The organism is Mesorhizobium sp. J428 (assembly GCF_024699925.1).
Lineage (GTDB): Bacteria > Pseudomonadota > Alphaproteobacteria > Rhizobiales > Rhizobiaceae > Mesorhizobium_A.
Map to the genome: position 1 here is coordinate 4,103,141 of NZ_JAJOMX010000001.1, position 24,660 is coordinate 4,127,800.

Consider the following 24,660-nt stretch of genomic DNA (forward strand, 5'->3'; position numbering starts at 1 on the left):
CTATTCGCGCGCGAGTGCGGCTGCGCGGTGGATGGCGCGGCGGATGCGCGGATACGTCCCGCAGCGGCAAATGTTGGTGATGGCGGCGTCGATCTCGTCGTCGGAGGGATCGGGGTTCTGTCGGAGCAGGTCTGTCGCCGCGACCAGGAAACCCGGCTGGCAGAAGCCGCATTGCGGCACCTGTTCCTCGATCCACGCTTGCTGGACGACGGAAAGGTTACCCTGCGCGTCGGCGAGACCTTCGACGGTGACGACGGATGCGCCTTCGACATCGCCGACGGGCACGATGCAGGAGGGCGTCGAGACACCGTCGATCAGCACCCGGCAAGCGCCGCACTGGGCGATGCCGCAGCCATATTTGGGACCCAGGATCTCGAGGTCTTCGCGAAGCACCCACAGAAGTGGCTTGTCCGCGTCGACCGACACATCGGCGGGCGTGTTGTTGACGATAAAGGCGACCATGACGGCTCCTGACGGCGACGCGTGTTCAAAGACGAGGCGACAAGGCGCGCGCTGCCGCGCGTCGCGTTCCGGAAGCAGAGGGTGGAGGTCGATATCCGGCGACGGCCCGCCGGATAGTCTGTGGAACCCCGTGTTTCCAGGCTGAAGCTATCGGCGGCGCGTCGCACCGCTGTGCCTGACATGTCGCGGAGTGTATCGATGTGTATCGGAGTGGATGGTCGCGGCCTGAGAACGCGCCGATCCGGTTACAAACGGATACACTTTCGCCCGAGCCGCAGCGCACAGACGGCGTTATAAGAGGGCATGTTTTAGCCTTCGAGATCTGCCATGGAGCGTGTGCCCCACATTGCCGTCGTCGACGACCACCGCGAAATCCGCGACCTCGTCGGGAAAGCTACCTGCAGCAGCAAGGCTATCGCGTCAGCACGGCGGAGAACGGCACCGCGCTTCGGCGGCTACTCGAAAGGGGCGCCCCCGATCTGGTCGTTCTCGACATCATGATGCCCGGCGAGGACGGCCTCACACTTTGCCGCGATCTACGCGCCCGGTCCGGGCCGGCCATTCCCATCATCTTCCTCACCGCCCGGACGGAGGAGACTGATCGTGTTATCGGGCTCGAACTCGGGGCCGACGATTATCTCATCAAGCCGTTCTCCTCGCGCGAACTCCTGGCGCGGATCAAGGCCGTCCTGCGGCGCGTCAACAGCCTGCCGCCGCAGCGTGCGGCGCGACGTATGGGTTCCGTGCGCTTCGAGCGCTGGGTGCTCAGCCTGGCCCGGCGCGAATTGCAGAGCGACGACGGGATCGGCGTTCCCCTGTCAACGGCGGAATTCCGGTTGCTCAAGGTCTTCGTCGACCACCCCGGCATGGTTCTCAGCCGCGACCAGCTGCTCGACCTCACCGTCGGTCGAGAGGCCGAACCGTTCGACCGGTCGATCGACAACCAGATCAGTCGCCTGCGACGCAAGGTCGAGATCGATCCGAAGAACCCGACGATCATCCAGACTCATCGCGGCGGCGGCTACAGTTTCATACCGGAGGTCTACGCGGAATGAAGCCGCTGCTGGCGCTCTGGCAGAAGAGCCTCATGGTGCAGCTCCTTTCATGGATGCTCATCGCGCTGTTTGCCTCCCAGGCGATCAGCCTTGCCATCTTGTGGGACTATCTGCAGGCCGATCTTCGCGCATCCGCGCGCGCCGAAATCAGCAGTCGAGCGGCTGCGGTATCCCGGCTTGTCGAGACGGCGCCGCCAGACCTACGCCAAGACCTCATACGCATCAGCAGTACCGAGACCTCTCGCTTCTGGGTGTCCGATGGGCGCCCGGTGACGCTGGAGGACTGGGTCCGGCAGGCGTTCGTCCAATTCGAAATCCCGCTGGCGAAGCTGCTGACGGCCACCGATGAAGCCACCGCTGTCAGCGCCGCAGACGAGAGCCATCTTCCGGCGGGGCATGGACCCGCAATACTTCCTCTCCGGCGCGACATGGACGATGCCGGCGCAGGATCAGGGCGAACTGCCGGTCATGGCCAGATATCTCGACTTCGCCAAGCTGAACGGCGCCGGGGTGATCGTCCCGCTGGCGGATGGTCGGGTTCTCAACGCCGCGTTCTACAAGAACATCTCGCCCTCGGTCTGGCGCACGCACCTGCCCTTGTCGCTGACACTGACGGCAATCCTCGTCGCTCTCGCGGGGTTCTTGACGGTTCGTCGGATCGCAAGCCCGCTGCGTCAGCTCACGCAGGCCGCAGAGACACTGGGCCGTGGCGAAGCCGTCTCGCCGCTGGTCGAGCGCGGGCCTGAAGACATTCGTCGCACGACGATCGCCTTCAACGGTATGCAGGAGCGCATTCATCGCTTCGTTGCCGACCAGACGAGAATGCTCGCTGCCATCGGCCACGACCTGCGCACGCCGTTGACGACCATGCGGTTGCGCGCCGAACTCATCGAAGACACCGAACTCCAGGAGCGGATGCTCGACACGATCGAGGAAATGCAGGCATTGACGGAGTCGGCGCTCGCCTTGGCGCGCCAGGAGACCAGCGCCGAGCCCACCCGCACGATCGACCTGGCCGCTCTCGTGGAGAGCGTCTGCGACGACCTGGCAGACATAGGCCAGCCTGTGCGCTTCAAGCCCGGCGAGCGGATCACCTATCGCTGCCGTCCCGACGGTTTGAGGCGCGTGATCCGAAACCTGATCGAGAACGCGGTGCGGTATGCCGGAGGCGCCGATGTCAGCCTCGCTGCCGAGGCGGCCAGTGTAAAGATCCTCGTGGAGGATGACGGTCCGGGCATCCCGATCGACAGCATCGAAGACGTCTTCGCACCCTTCTTCCGCCTGGAAGGCTCACGTTCGCGCGAGACCGGGGGCAGCGGGCTCGGTCTCTCAATCGCCCGCGCGATCGCCCGTCAGCATGGCGGCGACATCATTCTCTCACCACGCGCGCCCGGACTTCGGGCCATGGTTGTATTGCCAGGATGACTTGACGGCAGCGCCGGTGTCGCCTCGACGGGGGATCGAGGCCGAGGTGCAATTCGCGCCGAAAGGAGAAGTCGGGGCGGAAACCGGTCGCGACGACAATGCGATCGACTTTCTCGACCCCTCCGCGCCTATCGGATTCCACCGCGACCAGGTTCCCGGCGCATCGATAATCGCGCCAGAAGGCGGTGTACGGCCTCAGCATCGCGATAGCGCACGACGAAGGGCGCGTCGGCGCGACCGTCAGTCGACATCAGGTCGTGTCCCTGCCGTGCGATCCCGGTCACCTCGGCGCCGAGCTATGCGCGTTCTGTCATCTTTCGGCGTGCCGGCTCTGGCGGACAGCTTCCGTCCGCGCAGCATTCGTCCGCGAGGTAGCCGATCAGAGCCTGCATCGACGGATACTCGGCGCGACAGATGAGCGTTGTCGCATGCCGCTCCTGGCTCACCAGCCCCGTCTCGATCAGCCGCTTGCAGTGATGCGAAAGCGTGGACGCCGGGATTCCGAGCCTCTCCTGGATGCTGCCGACCGGCAGTCCCTCGTCGCCTGCGCGCACAAGGATTCGGTAGATGTTCAGGCGTGTGGGGTTGCCGAGCGCTTCGAGTTGCGATGCTGCCTGTTCGAGCTTCATGCGAGGAGCGTAATCATTCCGAAGCCGACGGTCAATCGAATTTCGATGAATCTCGAAATTCGATTGACCAAGGATGCCTGAAACTCTCGCTCATTTTGATCTCGATCAGCACGCGCTTGCGCCGAAGAGGATATGGGGGAGGGGATCATTTGGAGTCGATGCGATGCTGGAATACCGGGTCGAAGCGAAACGCGTGGATGCGCATGGAAGCATGGCGCGTTGCAAGGACGCCGAGGTGCGGCTCGACACGGACGTGAACGACCGTCGCGATGCCTTCAATCCGGCCGAAATGCTGCTGGCATCGCTGGCGGCTTGCATGATCAAGGGGATCGAGCGCGCGGCGCCTGTGCTTAAGTTCCATTTCCGGGGTGTCGAGGTGCGCCTGCACGGGATGCGCCAGGACGCCCCGCCGCGAATGTCCGAAATGGACTACGAGATCGTCGTCGATACCGATGAAGACGACCGTCGTATCGAACTGCTGCACATCAATGTCCGGAAATACGGCACGATCTTCAACACGGTTCCGCCGCAGCCAGTCTGTCCGGCCGGATGGTCCGAAAGGGCTGAACTGCCCGCGCTTCAGATCGACTGCTGGTTCACCCGCTTCGACACTTCCTCCGCGCTTTCCACGCGCTCCGAGTAGCGATCGGTCAGGTAGTCCGATCGGTCGCGCAGAAGGAGCGTGAACTTCATCAGTTCCTCCATCACGTCGACGATGCGGTTGTAGTAGGGCGACGGCTTCATCCGCCCCTCGGCATCGAACTCGTTGAAGGCCTTGGCCACCGAGGACTGGTTGGGGATGGTGACCATGCGCATCCAACGGCCCAGCACACGGAGCTGATTGACCGCATTGAAGCTCTGAGAGCCCCCGCAGACCTGCATCACCGCAAGCGTCCGCCCCTGCGTCGGCCGCACGCCACCGAGCGACAGCGGAAGCCAGTCAATCTGCGCCTTCATGATCCCGGTCATCGAACCGTGCCGCTCCGGCGAGCACCAGACCTGTCCCTCCGACCATGTCGACAATTCGCGCAGTTCCTTGACCTTCGGGTGATCCGCCGGGACCGAGTCTGGAAGTGGCAAGCCCGCCGGATTGAAGATGCGCACCTCGGCGCCCAGCCGCCGCAGGATCCGCGCCCCTTCCTCTGTCGCCAGCCGCGAATAGGAGCGCTCGCGCAGCGACCCGTACAGCATCAAGATTCGCGCCGGATGTAACGATCGGGGCGCGTCGAACAAGGCCCCGGGGTCGATGGCCTGGAACTGTGCCTCGTCGAGATTGGGGCATGAGACGATGGGCTCGGCTGCTTCGGTCATGTCGTCCTATTTGAATCCCTGCAATGCGACTTTATTTCGAAGAAATTAGAAATATTGAAACCAGTCGCTCGGCGTCAAGGATATTTCGGCCATCATCGAAATTCCTTTCGCCCGTCGCTGGGGAATGATAGGCTTCCGTGTCTCATAAGCATTACAAGGCCATGTCCCGACCTCCCAGAAGACCCGGTTACGACCGCTGCGATGCGGATGGGTGCGACAGCCGCCACGGCTGACCTGTTTCCTCCCGCCCGTAACCACTTCTGGAGTTCCGTCTCATGCGCACATCCCTGCGTCTGCCTCCTGCCGCCTTGCTCATTCTCGCCTGCGCCCTCTGGGGCGGCGCAACCGTCCTCAATAAGGCGCTTCTCGCTTCGATCCCTCCCGTGCCGCTGCTGGTCTTGCAGCTTGCGCCAAGCGCGATCGTTCTCTGGTTGACCTTCGGCCTCTCCAGTCGAAAGGCCGCTCCGAAATCCGTTATCCTGCCGCTGGTTCTGCTCGGCCTCCTCAATCCCGGCATTTCCTACACACTCAGCCTGATGGGACTGGCCCACATATCGGCGAGCGTCTCCACGCTGCTATGGGCTGCCGAACCGTTGATGATCCTGGGCCTTGCCGCGATCTTTCTGCGGGAGCCGGTCACGCCGCGCCTGTTGGGGGTGATGCTCGCCGGCATGTTCGGCGTTCTCCTGGTTGCAGATGCACTGGGAGGCTTCCAAGGCAACGACCCCGCCGGGGTCCTGCTCCTGCTTTCCGGTATTCTGTGCTGCGCGTTCTACACGGTCTTCTCCCGGAAGCTTAGCGAGGCGGCGGACTCGCTGTATATCGTGGCGGTGCAGCAGACGGCTGGACTGACATGGGCGGCCGCGCTGTTGGTTGCGGGCACGTCCTACGGCAGTTTGGCGGATATCGCTGACGTGCCGCTCGAGCGTGCGGCGGTAGCGGCGCTGTCTGGCCTCCTGTACTACGCCGCGGCTTACTGGCTCTACATCGCGGCGCTCCGGTCGGTTCCTGCGGCGGTCGCGGGGAGCTATTTCAACGCAATCCCCGTATTCGGCGTCACCTTCGCATTCCTGTTTCTCGGCGAAAGACTGACATCGATCCAGTGGGTAGGCGCGGCGGTCATCCTCGTGTCCGTCTTCGAACTCGTAAGGCTGACCCGTACAGATGCACGCCAGCCCGGGACCACTTAGCCGCCGTTCTGCTGCCGTCAGATGTAATTCTGATCGACTCAGATGGCTTCGAACGCGACCCGCATTCCGGGCTCGACACGGTTCACGCCGGGCGGCAGAAGCACGATCCCGTCGGATTGAGAAATTGCCCGCAGGCTAGCGGACGAGCCGCGGCCGAGCATGGTCAGGCGCGGCAATCCATCGGACCCTGCGGCGGCGAGGCGCACCGGCACGAACTCGGTGCGGTCGGGACGCTTCTCGTAAGTGAAATCGGCAACCGCCTGCGCCCATATCGGCGCGGTGTTCGACAGGCCCGCCAGTCTGCGCAGGGCCGGCAGTGCGATCATGCGGAAGGTGACGAGCGTGGCATTCGGGTTGCCGGGGAGCCCTAGGAATAGCGCCGGACCCAGCCGTCCCACCTTCACCGGCTTGCCGGGCCGCATGGCGACTTTCATCACGTCGAGCATGCCGCCGCTGGAGCCGACAGCCCAGGTGACGTGGTCTTCCTCTCCGGCGGACACGCCGCCCGTGGTGATGATTGCGTCGCATCGCGCGGCTGCGTCGGCCAGAGTTGCGGCGATCGCGGCGCGCGTATCGGGCACGATGCCGAAGTCGAGCACCTCGGCCCAGCGGCACGCATCGAGGCTGGCGCGCAGCATCGCGCGGTTCGAGTTGAAGATCTGGCCGGGATGAAGCAGCTCACCCGGCTCGCGCAGTTCGGGCACCGGTCGAGATCAGTCCGATGCGGACCTTCCGGCGAACGTCGATCGCGGCCATTCCCTGACCGGCGAGGAGTGCGAGGTGCTGCGGTTTCAGCGTGATACCGGCATTCAGCAGGAGCTCGCCCCGGCGCACGTCTTCTCCGGTGATCCGCACATTCTGGCCTGTACGCGGCTTCTGGTCGATGACGATGGCGTCGCCGTCGAGACGGCATTTCTCCTGCATGACGACGGTGTCGAAACCGTGCGGGACCGGCGCCCCGGTCAGGATGCGGACCGAGCTTTCGAAGGATTGCGTGGGCTTGTCGCCCGCCGCAATGCGCCCCGTCACCTCGAGCCGCCACGGCCCCTGTCCCGCGAAGCTGTTCGACATCACCGCGTACCCGTCCATCGCGGAGGCATCGAACGGCGGAAGGTCCCGGCTCGCGCGTACATCCGAAGCGGTCACACGTCCGATCGCGGCGAGCAGGTCGAGCATTTCTGTTTCCGCCACCGGAACCGCCGTAGCGATCGCCTTGGCCGCGGCGATGTCGACGGGAATGACCGCCCCGGTCGCGCCGGCTTCGCAATGATCCGGAAGAGCAAGGGCAGACACTGTCATGGTCACTCCGGCAGGGTCTTGAGATAGGCGACGAGGTTGGCGAGTTCGTCCGGCTTCTTGATGCCGGCGAATGCCATCTTCGTGCCCGGAACCTTGGCCTTCGGCGCGACAAGATATTCGGTCAGGTGCGCATCGTCCCAGACGAGACCGGCGGCGCCAGCGTCCTTCATGGCCTTCGAGTAGTTGAAGCCTTCGACGGTGCCGGCTGTCCGGCCGATCACATCGCCGAGATGCGGGCCGACCTTGTTGGTCGTCGTATCGGTTGCGTGGCAGGCGACGCACTTCCTGAAGGCGGCCTTACCGGCCTCGATGTCCTGGGCGTAAGCCATGGTTGCGACGAGGACAAAAGCTCCCGTCGCCACGGTTTTGGCGGTCAATGATTTCACGATGCACTCCGGTCTGATGCTGACGACGCCGCCGGGCTGGCGTGGCCCGGCGGCGCAAGGCGCGGCGGTCAGCCCGCGCTGTATTCCATGGACTTGAACGACAGGTCCGCCGCCGAGGCCGGCGCATCCGAGATTTTTCGGATGTTGGCCCAGGTATGCTTGTAGTTCGGCAGGATCAGCTCGTTCGTCCCCGCATTGACGATGTTGCCCTGGGCGCCGTTAGGCGCGCCGAATACCATGAAGGTCTCCTTCCGCCGCGCGGTCGGCGTCGGATAGACCAGCGCCTGCGTCGCGCCGACGTCGTTGAAGACCTCGACCAGGTCGCCGGCCTTGACCCCGAGTTCGGCCATGTCCTCCGGGTTTATCTCGATATACGGGATCGGGAAGCGGTCGGAGACGAAGTCGTTGGCCTTATCCAGGAACCAGTTCTGCCAGATGACGTTGGCGCGGCCGTTGTTGATGAGGAACGCGTAGTTGTCCCTCTGGTAGGCCTTGCCGGGCGCCTGCAGCCCGCGCCACTCGCCGCCGCAGAACAGCGCCTTGCCATCCTCGCGGCCGTGGCGGGTGAACTTCCCGTCGGTGTAGAGGCGCTTGGTGCCGACAAGTTGGCCGTTCTCGAAGCCGACCACCGGCTCCTGCACTCCGTTGTTGCCCATGGCGCGCAGCCGGTCGTAGGTCACTTCCGGATTGCCGGAGTGATAGCCGTCCATGAAGGCGTCTTCCTCGGTCTTCCAGTCATAACCCTTGAACTGGTCGGCATAGGCGTCGCGGCCATCCTCCCGCAGCACCCGCTCCAGGTTCTGTGCGAGGCCCGCCGCGATCAGGCAGTCCGGCTTAGAGTTGCCCGGGCCGTCCATGTATTTCTCGACGAGGCGCATCCGGCGCTCGCCGTTCATGGAGGTCAGGTTCATCTCGCCGGATTCGACCGCCGGCAGGATGACGTGAGCGGCTTGGCCGATCTGGCTGTGGATGATGTCCACGTTGACCGAGAACAGCCCGCCCGCGTTGATCGCGCCGACGATCGCCTCGACGAGTTCTTCCCGCGTCGCGCCCGCATGAGCGTCCATGGCGTCCTTCACCATGTTGGTCCGGCGATTGTATTCGCGCTTGAACTCGGTCGCGTTGAGCGTCGTCTTATAGTGATCGTTGGCCCAGATGTGATGCACCTTGCCGTGCCCGGCGATGATCAGCTGGTCGATATAGGGCGCGGGCCGCCCGACATGCGCGTCCGAGGGACGGAAGTAGCCTTCCTGGTGGCCGCCCAGGCGGCAGACGCCACCGCCCTCGCGGCCGATGTTGCCGGTCGCCAGGCCGATGTTCACCAGAGCGCCGATGACGCGATAGTTGTCGTTGCCCCAGATGATGCCCTTCTCGTAGCCCGTGGCGCACTTGCGGCGTGAGCCGTCTTCCTTCGGTTTCGCGATCCACTCGGCTGCTTTGACGATGTCGGCTTCTGCAAGCCCGGTGATCGACGCACCCTCGGCCAGTGACATCTTGCCCTTGGCCCGCGCCATCTCGAACGAGCCGAGCGCCGCCGGATGCTGTTCGTCCTGCGGAACCGCAATGTCGCCCTGCAAAGTCGAGGCGGCGATGAAGTCCTTGTCCACCCAGCCCTGGTCGGCGATGTAGGTGAAGAGCGTGTTGAACAGCGCCAGGTCCGTGCCGGTCTTGATCGCCAGATGCAGCACGTTCTCCGCGCCCGCCTCCACTTCGCAGGCGTTTGCCGTCACGGTGCGGCGCGGATCGACGATGATCACCTTTGCGCCGTTCCGCATCCCCGGCACCATGTGGTTCAAGAACAGGTTGGTCTGGCATTCGAGCGGGTTGGTTCCCACCAGCATGATCGTGTCGGTCAGCGTGTAGTCCTCGTAGGCGTAGTTCAGTTCGTCGACGCCCATGTCGCGGGTGGAGTGGACCTCGGAATTGTAGGCCGGACGGTTGTGGATTCGGCAGTTCTTGACCTTCATCGATCCGAAATAGAGCTTGCCCGTGCCCCAGGTGTTCTCGTAGCCGCCGGCCGATCCGCCATGGTCGAACATCGAGACGAACAGGTCGTTCTCGTCGTCCTTGTCGATGACCCGGGCGGTGACGCGCGCGACGAGGTCGAGCGCGTCGTTCCAACTGGTCGGCTGCCAGGTGCCGTAGCGCCAGACCATCGGCTCGGTCAGCCGCTGCTGCTGGGTGCCGGTCTTGTCGGAGCGGCGGTTCTCGGCCATACGCGCGCCGCGCACGGAGCCGAGGCCGGAATTCACCACGCAGCCGTGGTCCGGCTTGATGACGAGATGGACGTCCTTCCCGTCCTGCTTCACGACGTTGTACATCGACGGCGCATACCAGGCGTCGGTGTCGGCCGGCTGCTGCTCGGCGAGGTTCACGCCGAAGGCGTTGGCGGCGGCGTCGATGCCGCCCTGCTTGTTCACCGGCCATGTACGCATGGTAGCCGCAGCCGACGATGCAGTAGTGGCAGGTCACATTGTGCTTCTTCGCATCCGCCGGGATGATCGGCAGGCGATCGATATGTCGCTTGTAAGCCATGGTTTCCTCCCTCAGAGCACGTTCGACAGGCGGCCGTAGAGAAGCTCGTCGACGCCCTCGGCGTAGATGTCGCCCTTCTCGTCCACCCTCAGCGCGTATTGCGGCAGGTTCTGCGTGGCCTGGCCCCAGATCTGCTGTCCGCCCGCCTCGCAATCGAAGCGGGAGTAGTGGCCGGGGCAGTTCAGCGTCCGGTCAGCGGCGACGTAGTTGAGCGGGAAGCCCTTGTGCGGGCAGATGGTGGAAAAGCCGACGATGTCACCGTCGGGGCCTGCGCCACCTTCGACCGACGTGCCGAGCTTCAGGAGCACGCCCGGCGCGTTCTCGTCCGGATATGTCACGTCGAACGGCTCGTTCGGCTTGAGGTCGGCGACGTTGCCGAGGCGGTTCGACGGATAGTCGAGACGCGCGAGCGCCACCTGGGCCCTTGCCGGCGCTGCCGGAAGAGCCACTGACGTCGCCGTGGCCGCGGCCGCAAGCGCGCCGCCGCGAAGAAACTGTCGGCGACCGACATCGACCAATTTGTTGCACCTATCCATCCCATCCTCCCTGGTTCGCGACTGGGTACGGTTGGGATGGTGCAAGGAGGGTGCCAGTCGCGGGAAACGGGCCGGCACCCTCCAAATCCAGCGTCTTACGGCAGGCGCGAATTGGTCGCGTCCGGATTTCCGGACATGCTGCGCCGCCGTTGGTCCGGAAACCCGGACGTAGCCCAGAAGTGTAGGATTCCGGTCGATTTCGATGCCCTGGAGCGTTAGTCTGTCGGCTCAGGGAGGATGGAGTTCTTGTTCGTACGTACCCAGCCACGAGCCAGGTATTCAACCGTCGATCGGCGTTTGCACTGATCGGCAGCGCCGCGCTTTCTCTTGCACTTGCGCCGCCCCGTGCCACCGCTCAGGACGGGTTCAAGTTCGGTCTGACGCCGGTCTTTCTGTCAAACGACCTCGAACTGCTGGCACTCCTTCGCGCCTACCTGACCGAGGCGATCGGCGAGCCGGTTGAACTGGTCAGCCGACGGACCTATCAGGAGATCACGGCGCTGCTCGTCGCGGGCCAGCTCCATGCGGCGTGGATCTGCGGCTATCCCTATGTCCAGTTCAAGTCGGATCTTGATCTCGTTGCCGCGCCGTCCTGGCATGGCAAGCCGCTCTACCAGTCCTACCTGATCGCCGCCGCCGACAGGCCTGTCGACCGATGGGAAGACTTGAAGGGCGACATCCACGCCTTTTCCGACCCGGACTCCAATTCCGGCTTCCTCGTGACCCGCGCGCTTCTGGCCGAGAACGGGTTGAAACCGGAAGGCTTCTTCGCCCGCACCTTCTACACCTACGGCCACCGTAACGTGATCCGCGCAGTCGCGTCGGGGCTTGCCCAGTCCGGCAGCGTCGACGGTTATGTCTGGGACGTGACGCGCGAGATGGAGCCGGACCTCGTTAACCAGACGCGGATCGTGCGCCGGTCCGAATGGCTCGGCTTTCCGCCCGTGGCCTCGCCCAGGGCGCTTGCCGGCGACCCGCGGATCGCCCGTCTCAAGGCTGCGCTGACGGCGATGGACCGTCACGAGGAGGGCCGCAAGGTCCTGGCGCTGCTGCGGCTCGACGGCTTCGTCGCTGCCGAGCCGGCGCTCTTCGACACGATTGCCGCCAAGGTCGATACTGTGAGGCGGTTCGGATGAGGTTCTTCGGTCGCTTCCGCGCCATTCCGGTCTCGTACCGCGTGCCCATCCTGGTGGCACTCCTGATGGTGGCGATCAGCGCGGTGATCTCGGAGCGGGTGCTCGACCGCCTGTCCCGCACGCAAGAAGCCTTCATCGATGGTCTTGCCGGCAGCTATCTCGACGGATTGACCGCTGCCATTCTGCCGGCCGTTCTGCGTGGCGACGTCTGGGAAGTCTTCGACGCGCTCGACCGTTCCCAGAAATCCTACCAGGCGCTGTCGCCGATCGAGGCAGTCGTCACGGGTGCCGACGGCAAGGTAATCGCAGCCACGGACCCGACCCGCATCCCGTCCTTCTCGGCGCTTCCGGAGGCCTATGCGTCGCGCTACGGCGCGCACACCGTGACCTTCGACCGCGAGGCGGACACCGGCTTCGCCTTCCGCGACCTCGTCTATCAGGGCCAGAAGATCGGTGCGATCCACACCGCCTTCGATGCCTCTCATATCTTCGCCGAGCGCCGCGAGATCCTGGCGACGCTACTTGTCACCAACGGCGTCCTCGCCGCCATCTTCTCGCTCGGCGGCTTCCTGCTGGTCCGCCGCATGATCGAGCCGATGCGGGTTCTGGAGGATCACATGCGCGCGGCCGCCAACGGCGTTGCCGAGCCCATCTCGTCGCGCGAGTTTCCGTCGCGCGGTGGCGAGGTCGCGAGCCTCTTCAATGGCTATAACGCGCTGGTGCATGCCGAACGGGAACGCGCCAATTTTGCGATGCAATTGGCCGAGGAGGAGAAGCTGGCGAGCCTCGGACGCCTCGCCTCCGGCATGGCGCACGAAATCAACAACCCGCTCGGCGGGCTGTTCAACGCCATCGACACGCTGAAGACGCATGGGCGGACGCCGGGCGTGCGCGACACGTCGATCAGCCTGATCGAACGCGGGCTGAACGGTATCCGCGAGGTCGTCGAGGCGGCACTCGCGACCTATCGGCCCGAACGATCCGCCCGGCCGCTCAGCGCCGACGATCTGGAGGACGTCAGGGTGCTCATGAAGCCTGAGCTGCGCCGACGCCGGCAGAGGCTGGACTGGCGGGTCGACTGGCCGGCCGAGGTCGCCGCGACGATCCCCGGCGGCCCGGTGCGGCAGGCGGTCCTGAACCTGCTGCTCAACGCCAGCGCCGCTACACCCGAGGGCGGCACAATCGGCCTGGGCGTCGATCGGACGACGGAACGGCTGAAGATTTCGGTCTCCGACGAAGGTCCGGGCATGCCAAGGGATTCGATCGCAATGCTGAGCGATGACGATCCCGGACCTGCGGTGCGTGCCGGACGAGGACTGGGTCTATGGATGGTCCGCCGCATGGTCGACGCCTGCGGAGGAAAGGCCAGCGTCGATCCAAGACCATCGGGAGGGTCGGTCGTGACCCTGATTCTGCCGATCCCGGAGGAAACACGGAATGAACGCAGCCATGCTGCCTGAACGCGCCCACGTCGGACTGGTCGAGGACGATCCCGTCATGGGCGGTTCCATCGTCCAGCGACTGGAGCTTGAAGGCTGGGACGTCACCTGGTGGCAGACCGGGGGCGAGGCTGTCGCGGGACTGGGCCGCCTCGCCGGCTCCCTCGACCTCGTGATCTGCGACATACGACTGCCGGACATGTCCGGCGAGGCGGTGTTCGAGCAAATGACTCGGCAGCCGAACGCGCCTCCGTTCCTGTTCGTCACGGGCTTTGCCGAGATCGACCAGGCCGTCCGCCTCATGCGCTCCGGAGCGGTCGACTTCATGACCAAGCCGTTCGCCATGGACGATTTCCTGAAGCGGATCGCCACTGGCCGGCGGAGCACGCGCTCCGGCATACGGCTGAGGGAATACGTGCTTGGGCAGTCGCCGGCGATCCAGCACGCCGAAGACCTCATTCATCGCTACGCTGCGCATGACCTGCCGGTGCTGATCACCGGTGAGACCGGATCCGGCAAGGAGGTCGCGGCGCGGCTCCTGCATCAGGTCTCGGCCCGCGCGGAGCAGCCCTTCGTCGCGGTGAACTGCGCCGCGATCCCCGCCGATCTCTTGGAAAGCGAGCTGTTTGGCCACGAGAAGGGTTCCTTCACCGGCGCACACCAGAGGCATCTCGGCTACGCCGAGCGCGCTCGGGGCGGCACGCTCTTCCTCGACGAGATCGGCGACATGCCGCCAGCACTTCAGGCCAAGCTCCTGCGCCTGATCGAGAGCGAATCCTTCACCCGCCTCGGCGGCGAGGCAGCCGTCCCCTTTCGCGCCCGGATCGTCGCGGCCACGCATCGCGCCCTGGCGCCTGGCCAGGCATCCGGCTTCCGCGAGGACCTCTACTTCCGGCTCGCCGTGCTTCCGGTCGACATCCCGCCGCTCAGGCAGCGGCCGGAGGACATCGTTTGGCTGCTCGACCGCTTTCTTGAAAATGCCGCCGCTCGCTCCGACGCCCGCATCCGCGGCTTCAGCGCCTTGACAGAAGAAGCAGCGCTTTCACACCCGTGGCCGGGCAACGTTCGCGAGCTGCGCAACCGCGTCGACCGCGCCGTGGCACTGACGGCGTCGGAATGGATCATGCCGGGCGATCTCTTTCCGGATCGTCCGGGAAAGCAGGCCAGACCAGGTTTCCTCCCGCTGGCCGACGTCCGCGACGCGGCAGAGCGCCGGCAGATCGAGCGGGCGCTCGAACAGACCGATGGCCAGGTCATCAAGGCTGCAGAACTGCTCGGCATCGGCCGCTCGACGCTGTGGGAGAAGATGACGCGGCTGGGGGTTAGAGGCTAGGCTCGCTCCCACACTGAGCGCCGAATTGAAGGCTGGATCGGGGCCGAAAACGGACCGGCCGCGCCTCTACGATCAGTAACGTGAGCTGGGCGGGCGGCTGGATACCGGAGATATGCTGATCGCATCCCCATGCCCATCCGTCATCCCAATGTCGGCGTGGATCGGTGAGGCTGGCCTGCACCTCAGTCAATAGTTAATGCTGGTCAGAACCATGTAGACGATCGTTGCAGCAACTCCACCGACCAGTAACATCAGGAGCCAGAGGGACGGTTCTGCCTTCATTCGATCGCGATATCGCATCGGCGCCTGCCTTTCCGAGCTCGATATGCACCTCAGACCAATCTGTTGTCCTCGGCCTTCTGGCGGTCGCGGCGACGTGTGCCGTCGGTGTCCGACTTGCGGTGCCGTTCAGCCGCTGCCTTCCTGATCTGCTCGAAGCGATTGTCGTCGACTTGCTCAGGCGGTTGCTGCGGATTCGGCTTCTTCTCAAACGAGATCATGACTGAAATCCTTTCCCTTCGCGGGAGCGCTCGGGCGTGAAGCCGAGCGCCGCCGAGATAGGTGTTTCTATGCCGACAGGGCGGTGGCGCAGGCTTCGGCACCGCGCCTGTCAGGCGTGGTCTGTCCGGGCATCGTCGCCCAGCCACCGGCTTCGACGAACTGCCGCTTCTTGTAGATGTCAGTGATCACCTTGAACTCGGCGAGTTTCGCCGCGGAATCCGGTGCCGCGTTGAACCGTTCAACGCATATGGCGGATGCCAGCTCTCCGCGGGCCGTGTCACCGGCCGCTTTCGCCATGGTTTGCGAGGTGCCGCCGGTGACCCAGCCGCCCCAGCTGAACCCGACGACAATCGTGGCGATCATCGCCGCGATACATGCCCAGACCAGAACGGTCTTCGAAGGCTGGTAGTCTTCCCATCGGCGGGAGAGGGATGGTTTTGTGGTGCTTTGCGTGGCCATGGAGATCTTCCTTCCAGATTGTGGTGAGGATTGCTTCGTCCGGCCGCGCCGGCCGAACGGTTCAGGCACTGTTCTCAGTATCCGCCCATGCCGCCATTCCCGGCGGCGGGCGCGGAATCTTTCGCGGGAATGTCGGCGATCATCGCTTCGGCGGTGATCAGCAGGGAGGCGATCGAGCCGGCGTCCTGAAGTGCGGTTCTGACGACCTTTGCCGGATCGACGATGCCGGCCTTGATCATGTCGACATAGGTTTCGGTCTGGGCGTCGAAGCCCTGGTTGCGGTCCTTGCTGTCGGTCAGCCTGCCGACGACGATCGAGCCCTCCACGCCGGCGTTCTCGGCGATCTGCCGGACCGGAGCCTCCAGCGCTCTGAGCACGATTGAGATGCCGGCGGTCACGTCGGCGTTGGCGCCCGTCAGCGAGGTCAGCACGGTCCTGGCGCGCAGCAGCGCCACGCCCCCGCCCGGCACGATGCCTTCCTCGACAGCCGCGCGCGTGGCGTTCAGCGCGTCGTCGATACGGTCCTTCTTCTCCTTGACCTCGGCCTCGGTCACGCCGCCGACGCGGATGACCGCGATGCCGCCGGCGAGTTTCGCCAGCCGCTCCTGCAGCTTTTCCTTGTCGTAGTCCGAGGTGGTCTCCTCGATCTGCGCCTTGATCTGAGCGATGCGCGCAGCGATCCCGGTCTTGTCGCCGGAACCGTCGATGATCGTCGTCGTATCCTTCTCGATGACGACGCGCCTGGCACGGCCGAGCATATCGAGCGTGACGTTTTCGAGCTTGATGCCGAGGTCTTCGGCAATCAGCTGGCCGGCAGTCAGCACGGCGATGTCTTCCAGCATGGCCTTGCGGCGATCGCCGAAACCGGGAGCCTTGACCGCCGCAACTTTGAGACCGCCGCGCAGCTTGTTGACGACCAGCGTGGCCAGCGCCTCGCCCTCGACGTCTTCGGAAATGATCAGCAGCGGCTTTCCGCCTTGCACCACGGCTTCCAGAATCGGCAGCATGGCCTGCAGATTGCCGAGCTTCTTCTCGTGGATGAGGATGTAAGGATCATCCAGTTCCACGCGCATCTTCTCGGCATTGGTGACGAAGTAGGGAGAGAGGTAGCCACGATCGAACTGCATGCCCTCGACCACGTCGAGTTCGGTCTCGGCCGTTTTGGCTTCCTCGACGGTGATCACACCCTCATTGCCGACCTTGTCCATCGCCCTCGCAATCATCTCGCCGATGGTCCCGTCGCCATTGGCGGCGATCGTGCCGACCTGCGCGATCTCAGCCGACGACTTGACCTTCCTGGCGCGTGACTGGATCTCCTTGACGACGGCCGCGACGCCAATGTCGATGCCGCGTTTCAGGTCCATCGGGTTCATCCCGGCGGCGACAAGCTTGGCACCCTCTCGCAGGATCGAGGCCGCGAGCACCGTTGCAGTGGTGGTTCCGTCGCCGGCGAGGTCGTTCGTCTTGGATGCCACCTCGCGCACCATCTGTGCGCCCATGTTCTCGAACTTGTCGGCAAGCTCGATCTCCTTGGCGACGGTGACGCCGTCCTTGGTGATGCGCGGTGCGCCATAGGCCTTGTCGATGACGACGTTGCGTCCCTTCGGCCCGAGCGTCACCTTGACCGCATTGTTCAGCAGTTCGACGCCGCGCAACATGCGGTCGCGGGCTTCGCCGGCGAATTTGATTTCCTTGGCAGACATGATGTTCGTCCAGTTCGGTCTTGAGATCGGGTATAGGCCGCTCAGGCGGCCTTGCTGGTGGCCGCTTCGGTCTTCTCGACGATGCCCATGATGTCGGACTCCTTCACGATCAGGAGTTCCTCGCCGTCGAGCTTGACCTCGGCGCCGGACCACTTGCCGAACAGGATCAGGTCGCCCACCTTGACGTCGAGGGGAACCAACTGGCCGCTTTCGTCACGGGAGCCCGGGCCGACGGCGATCACCATGCCTTCCTGCGGCTTTTCCTTCGCGGTGTCGGGGATGATGATCCCGCCTTTGGATTTGAGTTCGCCGTCCGCACGTCGCAGGACGACGCGGTCATGGAGGGGCCGGAATTTCATGAGAATTCTTTCTGGGGTCGGCGCATAGGGCGACCGCTTCAGATACATAGCGGCTTTGGCACTCGAATGATAGGAGTGCCAGAATTATTTCGAAGGCCTAAGAATATTGATCAATCAGGCTGTCGCACCCATCCTCGTCAAAAGGAAATTCGATCGGATTTCAGAAATATTTTTCCGGAGATTTATTTTGCTGCATGCGCAGAAATAAATAAAAATGCTGATCGCCTTGCAGGAGGCGCGATCTTAGTCCATATATGAATCTCGTTGATTTGGCCGATTTGGCTTCGCGGTGTCAGAGACTACGACCCGCCATTCACCACCGAATTCTCGATAGCGAATGCATTTAGCGCCGATCCGGCGCGCATATCGCTCTGTTCGAACATGGGAATGAATCCCGCGGCTGACCACGGATGTACTGGCAGCACGGAGGTTCGTTCCGGTTCGAATGGGATGATGCGGGAGGCGCGTTCGCGCCCTTTTCGCGGAGGTATCGACCCATGACAATGCGCACGACGCAAACCGTCGTCCGATTCTCCGCACCCTTCATGCTGGCCGGTTTCAACGCCCCGCAGCCCGCCGGCGACTATCGTGTGGACCACGATGAAGAACTGCTGGAGATATCCTCCCGCCTCGCCTGGAGACGTGTAGGCGCCTTTATTCACCTGCCGGCCATCGGCATCGATGGCCACACACATCAGATGGCGCCGATCGATCCTGCCGTTCTCGACGCCGCACTTGAAAAGGATCACCAGAGGTCATGATATCGACGAGCTCCAGCCGGCCAACAGCCCGCCGCGCCCGACACGAGTCTCCTACCCATCTCTTCACGATCGGTCAGGCTGTCCGGTTGCGAGGCGGATTTGGCAGGCTGCCTCAACATGCAGAAATCTACCGCATCACCGGCACATTGCCGCCGCGAGGAGATTCGCTCCAGTATCGCATCCGCAACGATGACGAGCGTCATGAGCGGGTGACAACGCAAGACAGCCTCGAGCCGGTCGACATGTCGCAATCCGGCGGCGGCGCAACGCTCATCGAAAGGACGTTCGGAGATGGCTAAGGGTCAGAAGCGAAGCAGTCGCGAGATCAGAAAGCCGAAGCAGGAGAAGGCTCCGTCCAAGCCGGAAAGCAGCTTCGGGAGCCAGGTCAAGGTTGCCGCAAATGCCAATGGACCTGGCGGCAAGGGTAGAAACTGAGTTCAAGATGCTCCTGCGGGCGAGGAAGGATGACGATGCACGTCGTGGTCGAATTCTATCGCACCCGGGATGTGGATGATGCGCACGCCGTGGTCGGTCGCGAGACCACGGAAGCGGCCGACCTCGACGATGCCGTGGAAGTCGCGCGACGACTTTCGGAAACGCTCGACATGCCGCAACGACCCGACGCGATGACGATCACCGATGCGGCCGGCGCGGTGCTCTATGCCGGCGCGGTCGAGGCCGACGCATCCGATGAAGAAAGACAACGATCATGAATGCCCACGACAACGACGCCGAGCGGCAGCAAGATGCCGCAGCCTTCGCCATCGACGTATGGGAAAACGAGGGCGGCGCGCAGTGCCGTGATTCCTTGGACCATCACTATGGCCGGCGGGTCGAAATGGATCGGTCCTGGACCGTCTATCATGTCTTCACTGGCGTCCCGGCGCGTATCGGCGGCATCGCGATGGTCGGCCTGAGCCGAAAGGCGGCAACCGACGGCATGCTGTCGCTCAATCGCCGCAACCAATCGCGCCGCCGAGATGGAGGCAGCCTGATGTCCGTCATCCGGACCGCATCACATACAGCAGAGGAATGCCAACGGTGACCCTCGAATTTCCCAACCCGAGCCGCAGCTTCGACGAGGTGCGCAACGCTGTTCGCTTTATCGGCCATGACGGCATGTTCGAAGTGCCGTTCTTTGTCGAGACCACCGCGCTCGCACAGTCCGGAAGGACGCCCCGGTCAGAGAGTGATTTCCTTGCCGCTTTCGACTCAGCGCGCAGTTCGATCCAGGACGTCGCGCGCGAGGCCTATTCCAATGGCCGACGCGCCTCCTACACGCTTACTGCCATCGATTTCCGATGAGGCATCATTCGATGCTGATCCGCTACGGCTACGAGATCACGTTGACCTGCCAGCAGCCAACCGCGCTGGTGTGCCTGCTATCCGTGCACGAAGATCGCGCGGCCGACATCAGGGTGCCGGAGACGACGTTCACGACACCCGATGTTCCCATTTCGACCTACCGCGATCTGTTCGGCAACCGCTGCCGGAGGCTGGTCGCGCCTGCCGGCGACCTGACCATGTGGGGCGATGCGACGATCTGGGACGACGGACAGCTGGACAGGGTGGTGCCAGACGCACGCGAACTCGCGGTCCCGGAGCTGCCGGACGGTTGCCTCGTCTACCTGATGGGAAGCCGCTACTGCGAGACTGACCGTCTCAGCCAGATCGCCTGGGATCTGTTCGGCACAATCCCCGCCGGTTGGGGGCGCGTGCAGGCGATCTGCGACTTTGTCCATGACCACATCCGCTTCGACTACATGCAGGCGAGGTCGACACGCACGGCTTTCGAGACCTTCAACGAACGCGTCGGCGTCTGTCGCGACTTCGCGCATCTGGCAGTGACCTTTTGCCGATGCCTCAACATCCCCGCGCGCTACGTCAACGGTCATCTCGGCGATATCGGCGTCCCGGTCGTCGACCCGATGGACTTCAGCGCGTGGATGGAAGTGTTCCTCGATGGCGAATGGCACACCTTCGATCCCCGCAACAACGTGCCCCGTATCGGCCGGATCGTCGTGTCGCGCGGCCGCGACGCGACCGACATACCGCTTGTCAACTCATTCGGCCCGCATGTTCTCAAGGCATTCAGGGTATGGACCTATGAGGTAACGGGCTTGCAACCGGTGCAGGGACATTCCCGGCCGGGCGATGCGCGACCGGACACCCTGGTTACAGGCGACACCGCAAAGCATACCTGAAGCGCCGCAGGCCTTTCAAAAGACAACCCGCTTCAGTCAGGCACCGACCATGGCGCGCTGACCGTGGTTGACGTCACGCGCCTCCCGTGCGAGCGCCAAGAGCGTTGAATGACGGATTTCCCCGCAGCCAGAAGCGGACCGGCAACAACCCGCCCCGCGACAGGCAGGTAGGTTAAGCATCGCGCGACTAAGCGGCGGTCTGCGCCGCGTCGGATGGCTGTCAATGTCAGATTTACGGTGCGGCGAGGCCGGTCATTGTCTTGGCGCCCCGGCGGATGTAGATGCACCGCGGGCATCACGCTTAAAATTTGACTAAAAAGCCGCGTCGACGGTTAGCGGGGAGCAAGCAACAGGTCCCGTAAAACGGGCCGTTCGGAGGTGCTTCGTGTCGACGAATGTCTATGTCCTGCTGCTCAATCCGGCCATCGCCTGCATCCTGGCTTCGGCGATGTTGATCATCTGGTATCATCGGCCGAGCGCGGACGCCATGCGGACGGCTGCGATCGGGCTCTTCGCGTTCGCCGTGGCGTTCGTGCTTCAGGACATCGTCCCTGCGATGCCTATCCCGGCTTTCGAACCTGTTCACGAACCTGGCATTTCTGTCGGCCGTAACACTGATCTGCGTCGCGGTCATCGAGACGGCGGGCGGCAAGGTGCCATTGCTAGCACTCGGCCTCACTGCTCTCGCGACGGTCGGCGCCATCCTGTGGTGGCTCTATGCCGACAACGACCTGACCGCCCGCATCCATGTGATGAACGTCTCGCATGCCGTGATGTCCCTGGTGACGCTGATCGCCACCTTCCGCTCGCGATCGCGGGGATGGGGCAGGTCCCTCGCCATCGCGGTCTCGACCCTCGCGCTCCTCAACTTTTCCTGGCGTCCCCTGCAGGTGATGTGGGAAGGCAATTTCTACGCGGACCAGAACGCGCTTCACAATTCGATCTACTGGAACACCACGCGTCTCGGCTCCCCCATCCTGGCCGTGTTCGCCGCCTTGTCGCTGCTCGTCGGCCTGGCAGTCGTCCTGATGAAGGAGCTCAAGCTGGAGGCCCGTCTCGACAAGCTCTCGGGCTGCCTCAACCGCCGTGGCTTCGAGGAGCAGTCGCTGCACCTCCTCCAGGCGCCCGACCGTTCGACGCTGCGTCTGACGATGATCGTCGCCGACATCGATCGTTTCAAGCAGATCAACGACACGCTCGGCCACGCGACGGGCGACGCGGTGATCCGCGCATTCGGCCGAACTCTCATGGAGACGATGCCTCCGGATGCCGTCGTTGGACGCATCGGGGGAGAGGAATTCGCCGTACTGCTCGCCGGCGAGGGCGCCGACCGGGCGCACGAGATCACCGTGTCGTTCCAGAAGGATCTTTCAAAAACGCTCCAGGGCCAGGACCTCCCGCTCGCCACCGCAAGCTTCGGGATCTACAATTGCGGCTATCAGGACGATCTCAGCACCGTCCTGAGCCGCGCGGACCTCGCGCTATACGAAGCCAAGAACGACGGCCGGGACGCCATTCGAATGCATCATCCCCGTCTGAGGACCGTTCGAACGAGAGCGAAGAAGGCTACCGGCTCCTGAGTGCTCGCCGTGCGCGCCGGAGCCGGGCACGTTCCCTTAGCTCACTTCCAGCTCGCAGCCGTTCGCAGGTCCCGCTGCCTATTCCCTTTGTTCGGCTGTTGGTTCGGCGCCGGATCTGATGTTCTCGGCCGTCACATTCCGCGGTCCGGGAAATCCAGGCTCCGGTTTCTTGAGGGCGCCGACAAAATCGACTGAAACGGCATGCGCCTTGTTCATGAAACCGATGATGAGTTCCAACTGCTCCTCGTCGTAGTCTTCGTAGAGGGCTTCCATTTTTTCCTGAAGCGGAGCGTAGATCCGAAACAATTCGCGCATCTTTTCGGCCTGCGGTGCCGCCAGCACGCGCCTGCGATCTGTGGGATCGGGTAGGCGTTGTATGAAGCCGGCCTGCTCGAGCCGATCCAGGAGCGCCGTCACCGCGCCGCTCGTCAGGCCGGTCCACTGCGCAAGCTCGCCTGCGCTCGCCCGTCCCCGCATCTCAAGAATGTCCAGGCATTCCATATCCGTAGTGTTCAGTTTGACCTGTGCCGCGACGGCCTGGCTGACGAGCAGCGATTGCGCGCTCGCTCGTCTGATCGCGTCGGTGAGTTCTCGGTGTAGAGTGTCTCTTGACATTCAAGTATCTCGATAATTAAGATATTGTAGTTATCAAGATAGCGGATCGAAGCAGGCAGGACCAGCGCCCTGTGCAGTTCGCGGCGCGAACGCTCGCCGGGGAAGGCATAGCGTGCGGCAGGCATCGTCATGCTCCGCAACCGTTCTCACATGGGATGGACAAATTGTTCGAACCCGCGGCCTTCTATTCAATCATGGCTCCCGCAATTGCCGGCACCGTAGGTTTGGGCGGCGGCTTCTACGAGACCCTTCTGGTCGACAAGGCATGGCCGAAGATGCCGGCCATGATCCAGCCCGACCGCGGAGGAATCAATCGAAAGCTTTTCTGGGGACCTGTCCACGGGCTGTTCGAGCTGGGACTGCTCGCCGCCATCTGGTCGACGTGGTCCCTTCCCACGGTTTGCTTTTGGGTATGGTGCGCGTTCGCCGCGCATCTCGTCGTCCGCATCTGGTCGTTTGCATATTTCATCCCAATGGCGATTCGGTTCGAAGCGGGATCGGTAGGCGATTCCGACACGACGTCCCGGGCGGCGAGAAAATGGATCAGGTTGAGCCGTCTGCGGCTTCCTCTCGAGTTCCTTGCGGTCGCTCTGCTCTTTGTCGCGCTCGGACAGTACGCTGCGGCCGGATCTTAGGAACGTCGCCTGCCGAAGAGGCAAGGATTCGATCCACCGCACCATGCACTCCGTCACATTTCGACAACCGATGGCTGGCAACGGTGCGGCCACCCTCTTCCACGGCAACGTACCTGTGCCCATGCGGTCGGGCGACTGGGTCTTGCCTGCTGCGCGAGGCTCGGTCAAACCTTCCACGGCGTCTCGGCAGCAGTTGGGATGCTGCGTGAAACGAGGAACTGCGGATGAATGAACGGGTCGGCATGATCGGCGTGGGTCTGATGGGCCACGGGATCGCGAAGAACATCGCGCTGAAGGGCTGGAGCCTGCGCTACCTGCGCCATCCCGGCAACCAGCCGACGGACGATCTCGACCGCGCGGGCGCGCAGGGCTGCGACACGGCGGCGGAGCTTGCCGGCGCGAGCGACATCCTCGTCCTGTGCGTGACCGGCACGCCGCAGGTCGAGGACGTGCTCCTGGGCAGCGGGCGGGTGCTGGAGGCGCTGCGCCCCGGCATGGTCGTGATCGACTGCTCGACGGCCAACCCCACCTCGACCGTGTCGCTTGCCGCCAAGGTGGCGGAGAAGGGCGCGCATTTCGTCGATGCCGCCATGACCCGCACGCCGAAGGAGGCGGAGGAGGGCAGGCTGAACTTGCTCGTCGGCGGTGACCCCGCAACTGTGGCGCGGGTCAGGCCGCTGCTCTCGGCCTTTGCGGAGAACATCTTCGAGGCCGGCGGGGTCGGCACCGGCCACCAGCTCAAGCTCCTGCACAATTTCGTCTCGCTCGGCTCGGTGACGCTGATCGCCGAGGCCGTGGCCTGCGCCGGCAAGGGCGGCGTGTCGATGGACGCGCTGGTCGAATGCCTCGCCAAGGGCGGCGGCGGCGGGGTCGCGCTGGAGCGGCTGCGTCCCTACATCGCGAGCGGCGAGACGGCGCAGCTGCGCTTTTCGATCGCCAATGCCGCCAAGGACCTGTCCTATTATCGTCGGCTCGCGGAAGACCTGGGCGCGGCGGATCTCGTCGCCCAAGGCGTCTCGCGAACGCTCGAAGGCCTGGTCGGCCGCGGCGAGGGCGAGGCGTTCGTGCCGGAAACGATCAGGCTGCTGCAAGGCTGACATCTCGGCC

At 64.0% G+C, this 24,660-nt stretch carries 27 protein-coding genes and 2 pseudogenes; 16 read left to right on the forward strand and 13 right to left on the reverse strand.

Translation table 11 applies throughout. The annotated features are described in order from the left end of the window. Nucleotides 1-462, reverse strand: coding sequence for a (2Fe-2S)-binding protein (locus LRS09_RS20565; protein WP_257808751.1), 462 nt, complete (start codon nt 460-462; stop codon nt 1-3). A 327-nt stretch (nt 463-789) separates the two neighbouring features. Between LRS09_RS20565 and LRS09_RS20570 the strand changes: the two are divergent. Both LRS09_RS20570 and LRS09_RS20575 read left to right on the forward strand, forming a co-directional pair. Then, nucleotides 790-1,517 (forward strand): annotated as a pseudogene (locus tag LRS09_RS20570) (response regulator). Between the two features lie 345 nt (nt 1,518-1,862). Next, nucleotides 1,863-2,942 carry an ATP-binding protein gene (locus LRS09_RS20575; protein ID WP_257808752.1) on the forward strand — a complete coding sequence of 360 codons (1,080 nt, stop codon included), beginning with the start codon at nt 1,863-1,865 and terminating at the stop codon, nt 2,940-2,942. Between the two features lie 296 nt (nt 2,943-3,238). Here LRS09_RS20575 and LRS09_RS20580 read toward each other — a convergent pair whose 3' ends face one another. Then, nucleotides 3,239-3,571: a helix-turn-helix transcriptional regulator gene (locus tag LRS09_RS20580; protein WP_257808753.1), complete on the reverse strand. Its 333-nt coding sequence runs from the start codon at nt 3,569-3,571 to the stop codon at nt 3,239-3,241. A 163-nt stretch (nt 3,572-3,734) separates the two neighbouring features. Between LRS09_RS20580 and LRS09_RS20585 the strand changes: the two genes are divergently transcribed. Then, nucleotides 3,735-4,214, forward strand: a complete 480-nt coding sequence (locus LRS09_RS20585; protein ID WP_257808754.1) for an OsmC family protein — start codon at nt 3,735-3,737, stop codon at nt 4,212-4,214. Here LRS09_RS20585 and arsH read toward each other — a convergent pair. Beyond that, nucleotides 4,151-4,882 (reverse strand): arsenical resistance protein ArsH, encoded by a 732-nt coding sequence (arsH, locus tag LRS09_RS20590; RefSeq protein WP_257808755.1) that lies wholly within the window; start codon nt 4,880-4,882, stop codon nt 4,151-4,153. The genes LRS09_RS20585 and arsH overlap by 64 nt on opposite strands. A 275-nt stretch (nt 4,883-5,157) precedes the next feature. Between arsH and LRS09_RS20595 the strand changes: the two genes are divergently transcribed. Next, the gene (locus tag LRS09_RS20595) at nt 5,158-6,072 is read left to right on the forward strand and encodes a DMT family transporter (protein WP_257808756.1); all 915 of its coding nucleotides are present in this window, start codon (nt 5,158-5,160) and stop codon (nt 6,070-6,072) included. Between the two features lie 38 nt (nt 6,073-6,110). Here LRS09_RS20595 and LRS09_RS20600 read toward each other — a convergent pair whose 3' ends face one another. The 5 genes and pseudogenes from LRS09_RS20600 to LRS09_RS20620 form a co-directional block, all read right to left on the reverse strand. Further along, nucleotides 6,111-6,776 carry a molybdopterin-binding protein gene (locus LRS09_RS20600; RefSeq protein ID WP_257808757.1) on the reverse strand — a complete coding sequence of 222 codons (666 nt, stop codon included), beginning with the start codon at nt 6,774-6,776 and terminating at the stop codon, nt 6,111-6,113. Beyond that, nucleotides 6,751-7,248 (reverse strand): hypothetical protein, encoded by a 498-nt coding sequence (locus tag LRS09_RS20605; RefSeq protein WP_257808758.1) that lies wholly within the window; start codon nt 7,246-7,248, stop codon nt 6,751-6,753. The genes LRS09_RS20600 and LRS09_RS20605 overlap by 26 nt, the downstream gene beginning before the upstream one ends. Before the next feature lie 125 nt (nt 7,249-7,373). After that, nucleotides 7,374-7,757, reverse strand: coding sequence for a cytochrome c family protein (locus LRS09_RS20610; RefSeq protein ID WP_374684865.1), 384 nt, complete (start codon nt 7,755-7,757; stop codon nt 7,374-7,376). A gap of 68 nt (nt 7,758-7,825) precedes the next feature. After that, nucleotides 7,826-10,292, reverse strand: a pseudogene (locus LRS09_RS20615) (arsenate reductase (azurin) large subunit). A gap of 11 nt (nt 10,293-10,303) precedes the next feature. After that, nucleotides 10,304-10,828, reverse strand: coding sequence for an arsenate reductase (azurin) small subunit (locus LRS09_RS20620; RefSeq protein WP_257808759.1), 525 nt, complete (start codon nt 10,826-10,828; stop codon nt 10,304-10,306). A gap of 413 nt (nt 10,829-11,241) precedes the next feature. Here LRS09_RS20620 and LRS09_RS20625 point away from each other — a divergent pair, with 413 nt between their 5' ends. Genes LRS09_RS20625 through LRS09_RS20635 form a run of 3 tightly spaced genes read left to right on the forward strand, consistent with a single transcriptional unit; the run spans nt 11,242 to nt 14,736 of the window. Beyond that, nucleotides 11,242-11,964, forward strand: coding sequence for a PhnD/SsuA/transferrin family substrate-binding protein (locus tag LRS09_RS20625; protein ID WP_308240363.1), 723 nt, complete (start codon nt 11,242-11,244; stop codon nt 11,962-11,964). Continuing rightward, entirely contained in the window at nt 11,961-13,424 is a 1,464-nt protein-coding gene (locus LRS09_RS20630; protein WP_257808760.1) for a sensor histidine kinase, read from the forward strand. Before LRS09_RS20625 ends, LRS09_RS20630 begins: the two co-directional genes overlap by 4 nt. After that, complete coding sequence (locus tag LRS09_RS20635) at nt 13,402-14,736, forward strand: sigma-54 dependent transcriptional regulator (RefSeq protein WP_308240322.1); 1,335 nt, start codon at nt 13,402-13,404, stop codon at nt 14,734-14,736. Before LRS09_RS20630 ends, LRS09_RS20635 begins: the two co-directional genes overlap by 23 nt. 332 nt (nt 14,737-15,068) lie before the next feature. Here the strand turns inward: LRS09_RS20635 and LRS09_RS20640 are convergent, their stop codons facing one another. The 4 genes from LRS09_RS20640 to LRS09_RS20655 all read right to left on the reverse strand — a co-directional run bounded on the left by LRS09_RS20640 (nt 15,069) and on the right by LRS09_RS20655 (nt 17,758). After that, nucleotides 15,069-15,236: a hypothetical protein gene (locus LRS09_RS20640; RefSeq protein ID WP_257808761.1), complete on the reverse strand. Its 168-nt coding sequence runs from the start codon at nt 15,234-15,236 to the stop codon at nt 15,069-15,071. A gap of 67 nt (nt 15,237-15,303) precedes the next feature. Continuing rightward, on the reverse strand, nt 15,304-15,696 hold the full coding sequence (locus LRS09_RS20645) for a hypothetical protein (RefSeq protein WP_257808762.1): 393 nt from the start codon (nt 15,694-15,696) through the stop codon (nt 15,304-15,306). Between the two features lie 74 nt (nt 15,697-15,770). Beyond that, a complete protein-coding gene (gene groL / locus LRS09_RS20650) occupies nt 15,771-17,399 on the reverse strand; it encodes a chaperonin GroEL (RefSeq protein WP_257808763.1) in 1,629 nt (542 codons plus the stop codon). Nucleotides 17,400-17,440: 41 nt separating this feature from the next. Then, nucleotides 17,441-17,758 carry a co-chaperone GroES gene (locus tag LRS09_RS20655; protein ID WP_257808764.1) on the reverse strand — a complete coding sequence of 106 codons (318 nt, stop codon included), beginning with the start codon at nt 17,756-17,758 and terminating at the stop codon, nt 17,441-17,443. Between the two features lie 497 nt (nt 17,759-18,255). Here LRS09_RS20655 and LRS09_RS20660 point away from each other — a divergent pair, with 497 nt between their 5' ends. From LRS09_RS20660 to LRS09_RS20690, 7 genes are all read left to right on the forward strand, one after another. Then, nucleotides 18,256-18,519, forward strand: coding sequence for a hypothetical protein (locus tag LRS09_RS20660; RefSeq protein WP_257808765.1), 264 nt, complete (start codon nt 18,256-18,258; stop codon nt 18,517-18,519). After that, nucleotides 18,516-18,818, forward strand: coding sequence for a hypothetical protein (locus LRS09_RS20665; RefSeq protein WP_374684866.1), 303 nt, complete (start codon nt 18,516-18,518; stop codon nt 18,816-18,818). The genes LRS09_RS20660 and LRS09_RS20665 overlap by 4 nt, the downstream gene beginning before the upstream one ends. A 171-nt stretch (nt 18,819-18,989) precedes the next feature. After that, entirely contained in the window at nt 18,990-19,232 is a 243-nt protein-coding gene (locus tag LRS09_RS20670; RefSeq protein WP_257808766.1) for a hypothetical protein, read from the forward strand. Beyond that, entirely contained in the window at nt 19,229-19,564 is a 336-nt protein-coding gene (locus LRS09_RS20675; RefSeq protein WP_257808767.1) for a hypothetical protein, read from the forward strand. Before LRS09_RS20670 ends, LRS09_RS20675 begins: the two co-directional genes overlap by 4 nt. Continuing rightward, nucleotides 19,561-19,824 (forward strand): DUF1488 domain-containing protein, encoded by a 264-nt coding sequence (locus tag LRS09_RS20680; RefSeq protein WP_257808769.1) that lies wholly within the window; start codon nt 19,561-19,563, stop codon nt 19,822-19,824. Before LRS09_RS20675 ends, LRS09_RS20680 begins: the two co-directional genes overlap by 4 nt. 11 nt (nt 19,825-19,835) lie before the next feature. Further along, nucleotides 19,836-20,723, forward strand: a complete 888-nt coding sequence (locus LRS09_RS20685) for a transglutaminase family protein (protein ID WP_257810275.1) — start codon at nt 19,836-19,838, stop codon at nt 20,721-20,723. A gap of 653 nt (nt 20,724-21,376) precedes the next feature. Next, the gene (locus LRS09_RS20690) at nt 21,377-22,303 is read left to right on the forward strand and encodes a GGDEF domain-containing protein (protein ID WP_257808770.1); all 927 of its coding nucleotides are present in this window, start codon (nt 21,377-21,379) and stop codon (nt 22,301-22,303) included. 78 nt (nt 22,304-22,381) lie between these two features. Here the strand turns inward: LRS09_RS20690 and LRS09_RS20695 are convergent, their stop codons facing one another. After that, the gene (locus LRS09_RS20695) at nt 22,382-22,918 is read right to left on the reverse strand and encodes a MarR family winged helix-turn-helix transcriptional regulator (protein WP_257808771.1); all 537 of its coding nucleotides are present in this window, start codon (nt 22,916-22,918) and stop codon (nt 22,382-22,384) included. Nucleotides 22,919-23,082: 164 nt separating this feature from the next. On the opposite strand from LRS09_RS20695, the gene LRS09_RS20700 reads away from it, so the two are divergent. Together LRS09_RS20700 and LRS09_RS20705 are read left to right on the forward strand one after the other, a co-directional pair. Then, the gene (locus tag LRS09_RS20700) at nt 23,083-23,553 is read left to right on the forward strand and encodes a hypothetical protein (protein ID WP_374684867.1); all 471 of its coding nucleotides are present in this window, start codon (nt 23,083-23,085) and stop codon (nt 23,551-23,553) included. Nucleotides 23,554-23,777: 224 nt separating this feature from the next. Then, nucleotides 23,778-24,650 (forward strand): NAD(P)-dependent oxidoreductase, encoded by an 873-nt coding sequence (locus tag LRS09_RS20705; RefSeq protein ID WP_257808774.1) that lies wholly within the window; start codon nt 23,778-23,780, stop codon nt 24,648-24,650. Nucleotides 24,651-24,660: the final 10 nt, after the last annotated feature.

What these genes read in the sequence shown, in the direction of transcription:
- LRS09_RS20565 (WP_257808751.1), bottom strand. Translation starts at nt 462, where the DNA reads ATGGTCGCCTTTATCGTCAACAACACGCCCGCCGATGTGTCGGTCGAC.
- LRS09_RS20575 (WP_257808752.1), top strand. Translation starts at nt 1,863, where the DNA reads ATGAAGCCACCGCTGTCAGCGCCGCAGACGAGAGCCATCTTCCGGCGG.
- LRS09_RS20580 (WP_257808753.1), bottom strand. Translation starts at nt 3,571, where the DNA reads ATGAAGCTCGAACAGGCAGCATCGCAACTCGAAGCGCTCGGCAACCCC.
- LRS09_RS20585 (WP_257808754.1), top strand. Translation starts at nt 3,735, where the DNA reads ATGCTGGAATACCGGGTCGAAGCGAAACGCGTGGATGCGCATGGAAGC.
- arsH (WP_257808755.1), bottom strand. Translation starts at nt 4,882, where the DNA reads ATGACCGAAGCAGCCGAGCCCATCGTCTCATGCCCCAATCTCGACGAG.
- LRS09_RS20595 (WP_257808756.1), top strand. Translation starts at nt 5,158, where the DNA reads ATGCGCACATCCCTGCGTCTGCCTCCTGCCGCCTTGCTCATTCTCGCC.
- LRS09_RS20605 (WP_257808758.1), bottom strand. Translation starts at nt 7,248, where the DNA reads ATGCTCGACCTGCTCGCCGCGATCGGACGTGTGACCGCTTCGGATGTA.
- LRS09_RS20620 (WP_257808759.1), bottom strand. Translation starts at nt 10,828, where the DNA reads ATGGATAGGTGCAACAAATTGGTCGATGTCGGTCGCCGACAGTTTCTT.
- LRS09_RS20630 (WP_257808760.1), top strand. Translation starts at nt 11,961, where the DNA reads ATGAGGTTCTTCGGTCGCTTCCGCGCCATTCCGGTCTCGTACCGCGTG.
- LRS09_RS20635 (WP_308240322.1), top strand. Translation starts at nt 13,402, where the DNA reads ATGAACGCAGCCATGCTGCCTGAACGCGCCCACGTCGGACTGGTCGAG.
- LRS09_RS20640 (WP_257808761.1), bottom strand. Translation starts at nt 15,236, where the DNA reads ATGATCTCGTTTGAGAAGAAGCCGAATCCGCAGCAACCGCCTGAGCAA.
- LRS09_RS20645 (WP_257808762.1), bottom strand. Translation starts at nt 15,696, where the DNA reads ATGGCCACGCAAAGCACCACAAAACCATCCCTCTCCCGCCGATGGGAA.
- groL (WP_257808763.1), bottom strand. Translation starts at nt 17,399, where the DNA reads ATGTCTGCCAAGGAAATCAAATTCGCCGGCGAAGCCCGCGACCGCATG.
- LRS09_RS20655 (WP_257808764.1), bottom strand. Translation starts at nt 17,758, where the DNA reads ATGAAATTCCGGCCCCTCCATGACCGCGTCGTCCTGCGACGTGCGGAC.
- LRS09_RS20660 (WP_257808765.1), top strand. Translation starts at nt 18,256, where the DNA reads ATGACAATGCGCACGACGCAAACCGTCGTCCGATTCTCCGCACCCTTC.
- LRS09_RS20665 (WP_374684866.1), top strand. Translation starts at nt 18,516, where the DNA reads ATGATATCGACGAGCTCCAGCCGGCCAACAGCCCGCCGCGCCCGACAC.
- LRS09_RS20670 (WP_257808766.1), top strand. Translation starts at nt 18,990, where the DNA reads ATGCACGTCGTGGTCGAATTCTATCGCACCCGGGATGTGGATGATGCG.
- LRS09_RS20675 (WP_257808767.1), top strand. Translation starts at nt 19,229, where the DNA reads ATGAATGCCCACGACAACGACGCCGAGCGGCAGCAAGATGCCGCAGCC.
- LRS09_RS20685 (WP_257810275.1), top strand. Translation starts at nt 19,836, where the DNA reads ATGCTGATCCGCTACGGCTACGAGATCACGTTGACCTGCCAGCAGCCA.
- LRS09_RS20695 (WP_257808771.1), bottom strand. Translation starts at nt 22,918, where the DNA reads ATGTCAAGAGACACTCTACACCGAGAACTCACCGACGCGATCAGACGA.
- LRS09_RS20705 (WP_257808774.1), top strand. Translation starts at nt 23,778, where the DNA reads ATGAATGAACGGGTCGGCATGATCGGCGTGGGTCTGATGGGCCACGGG.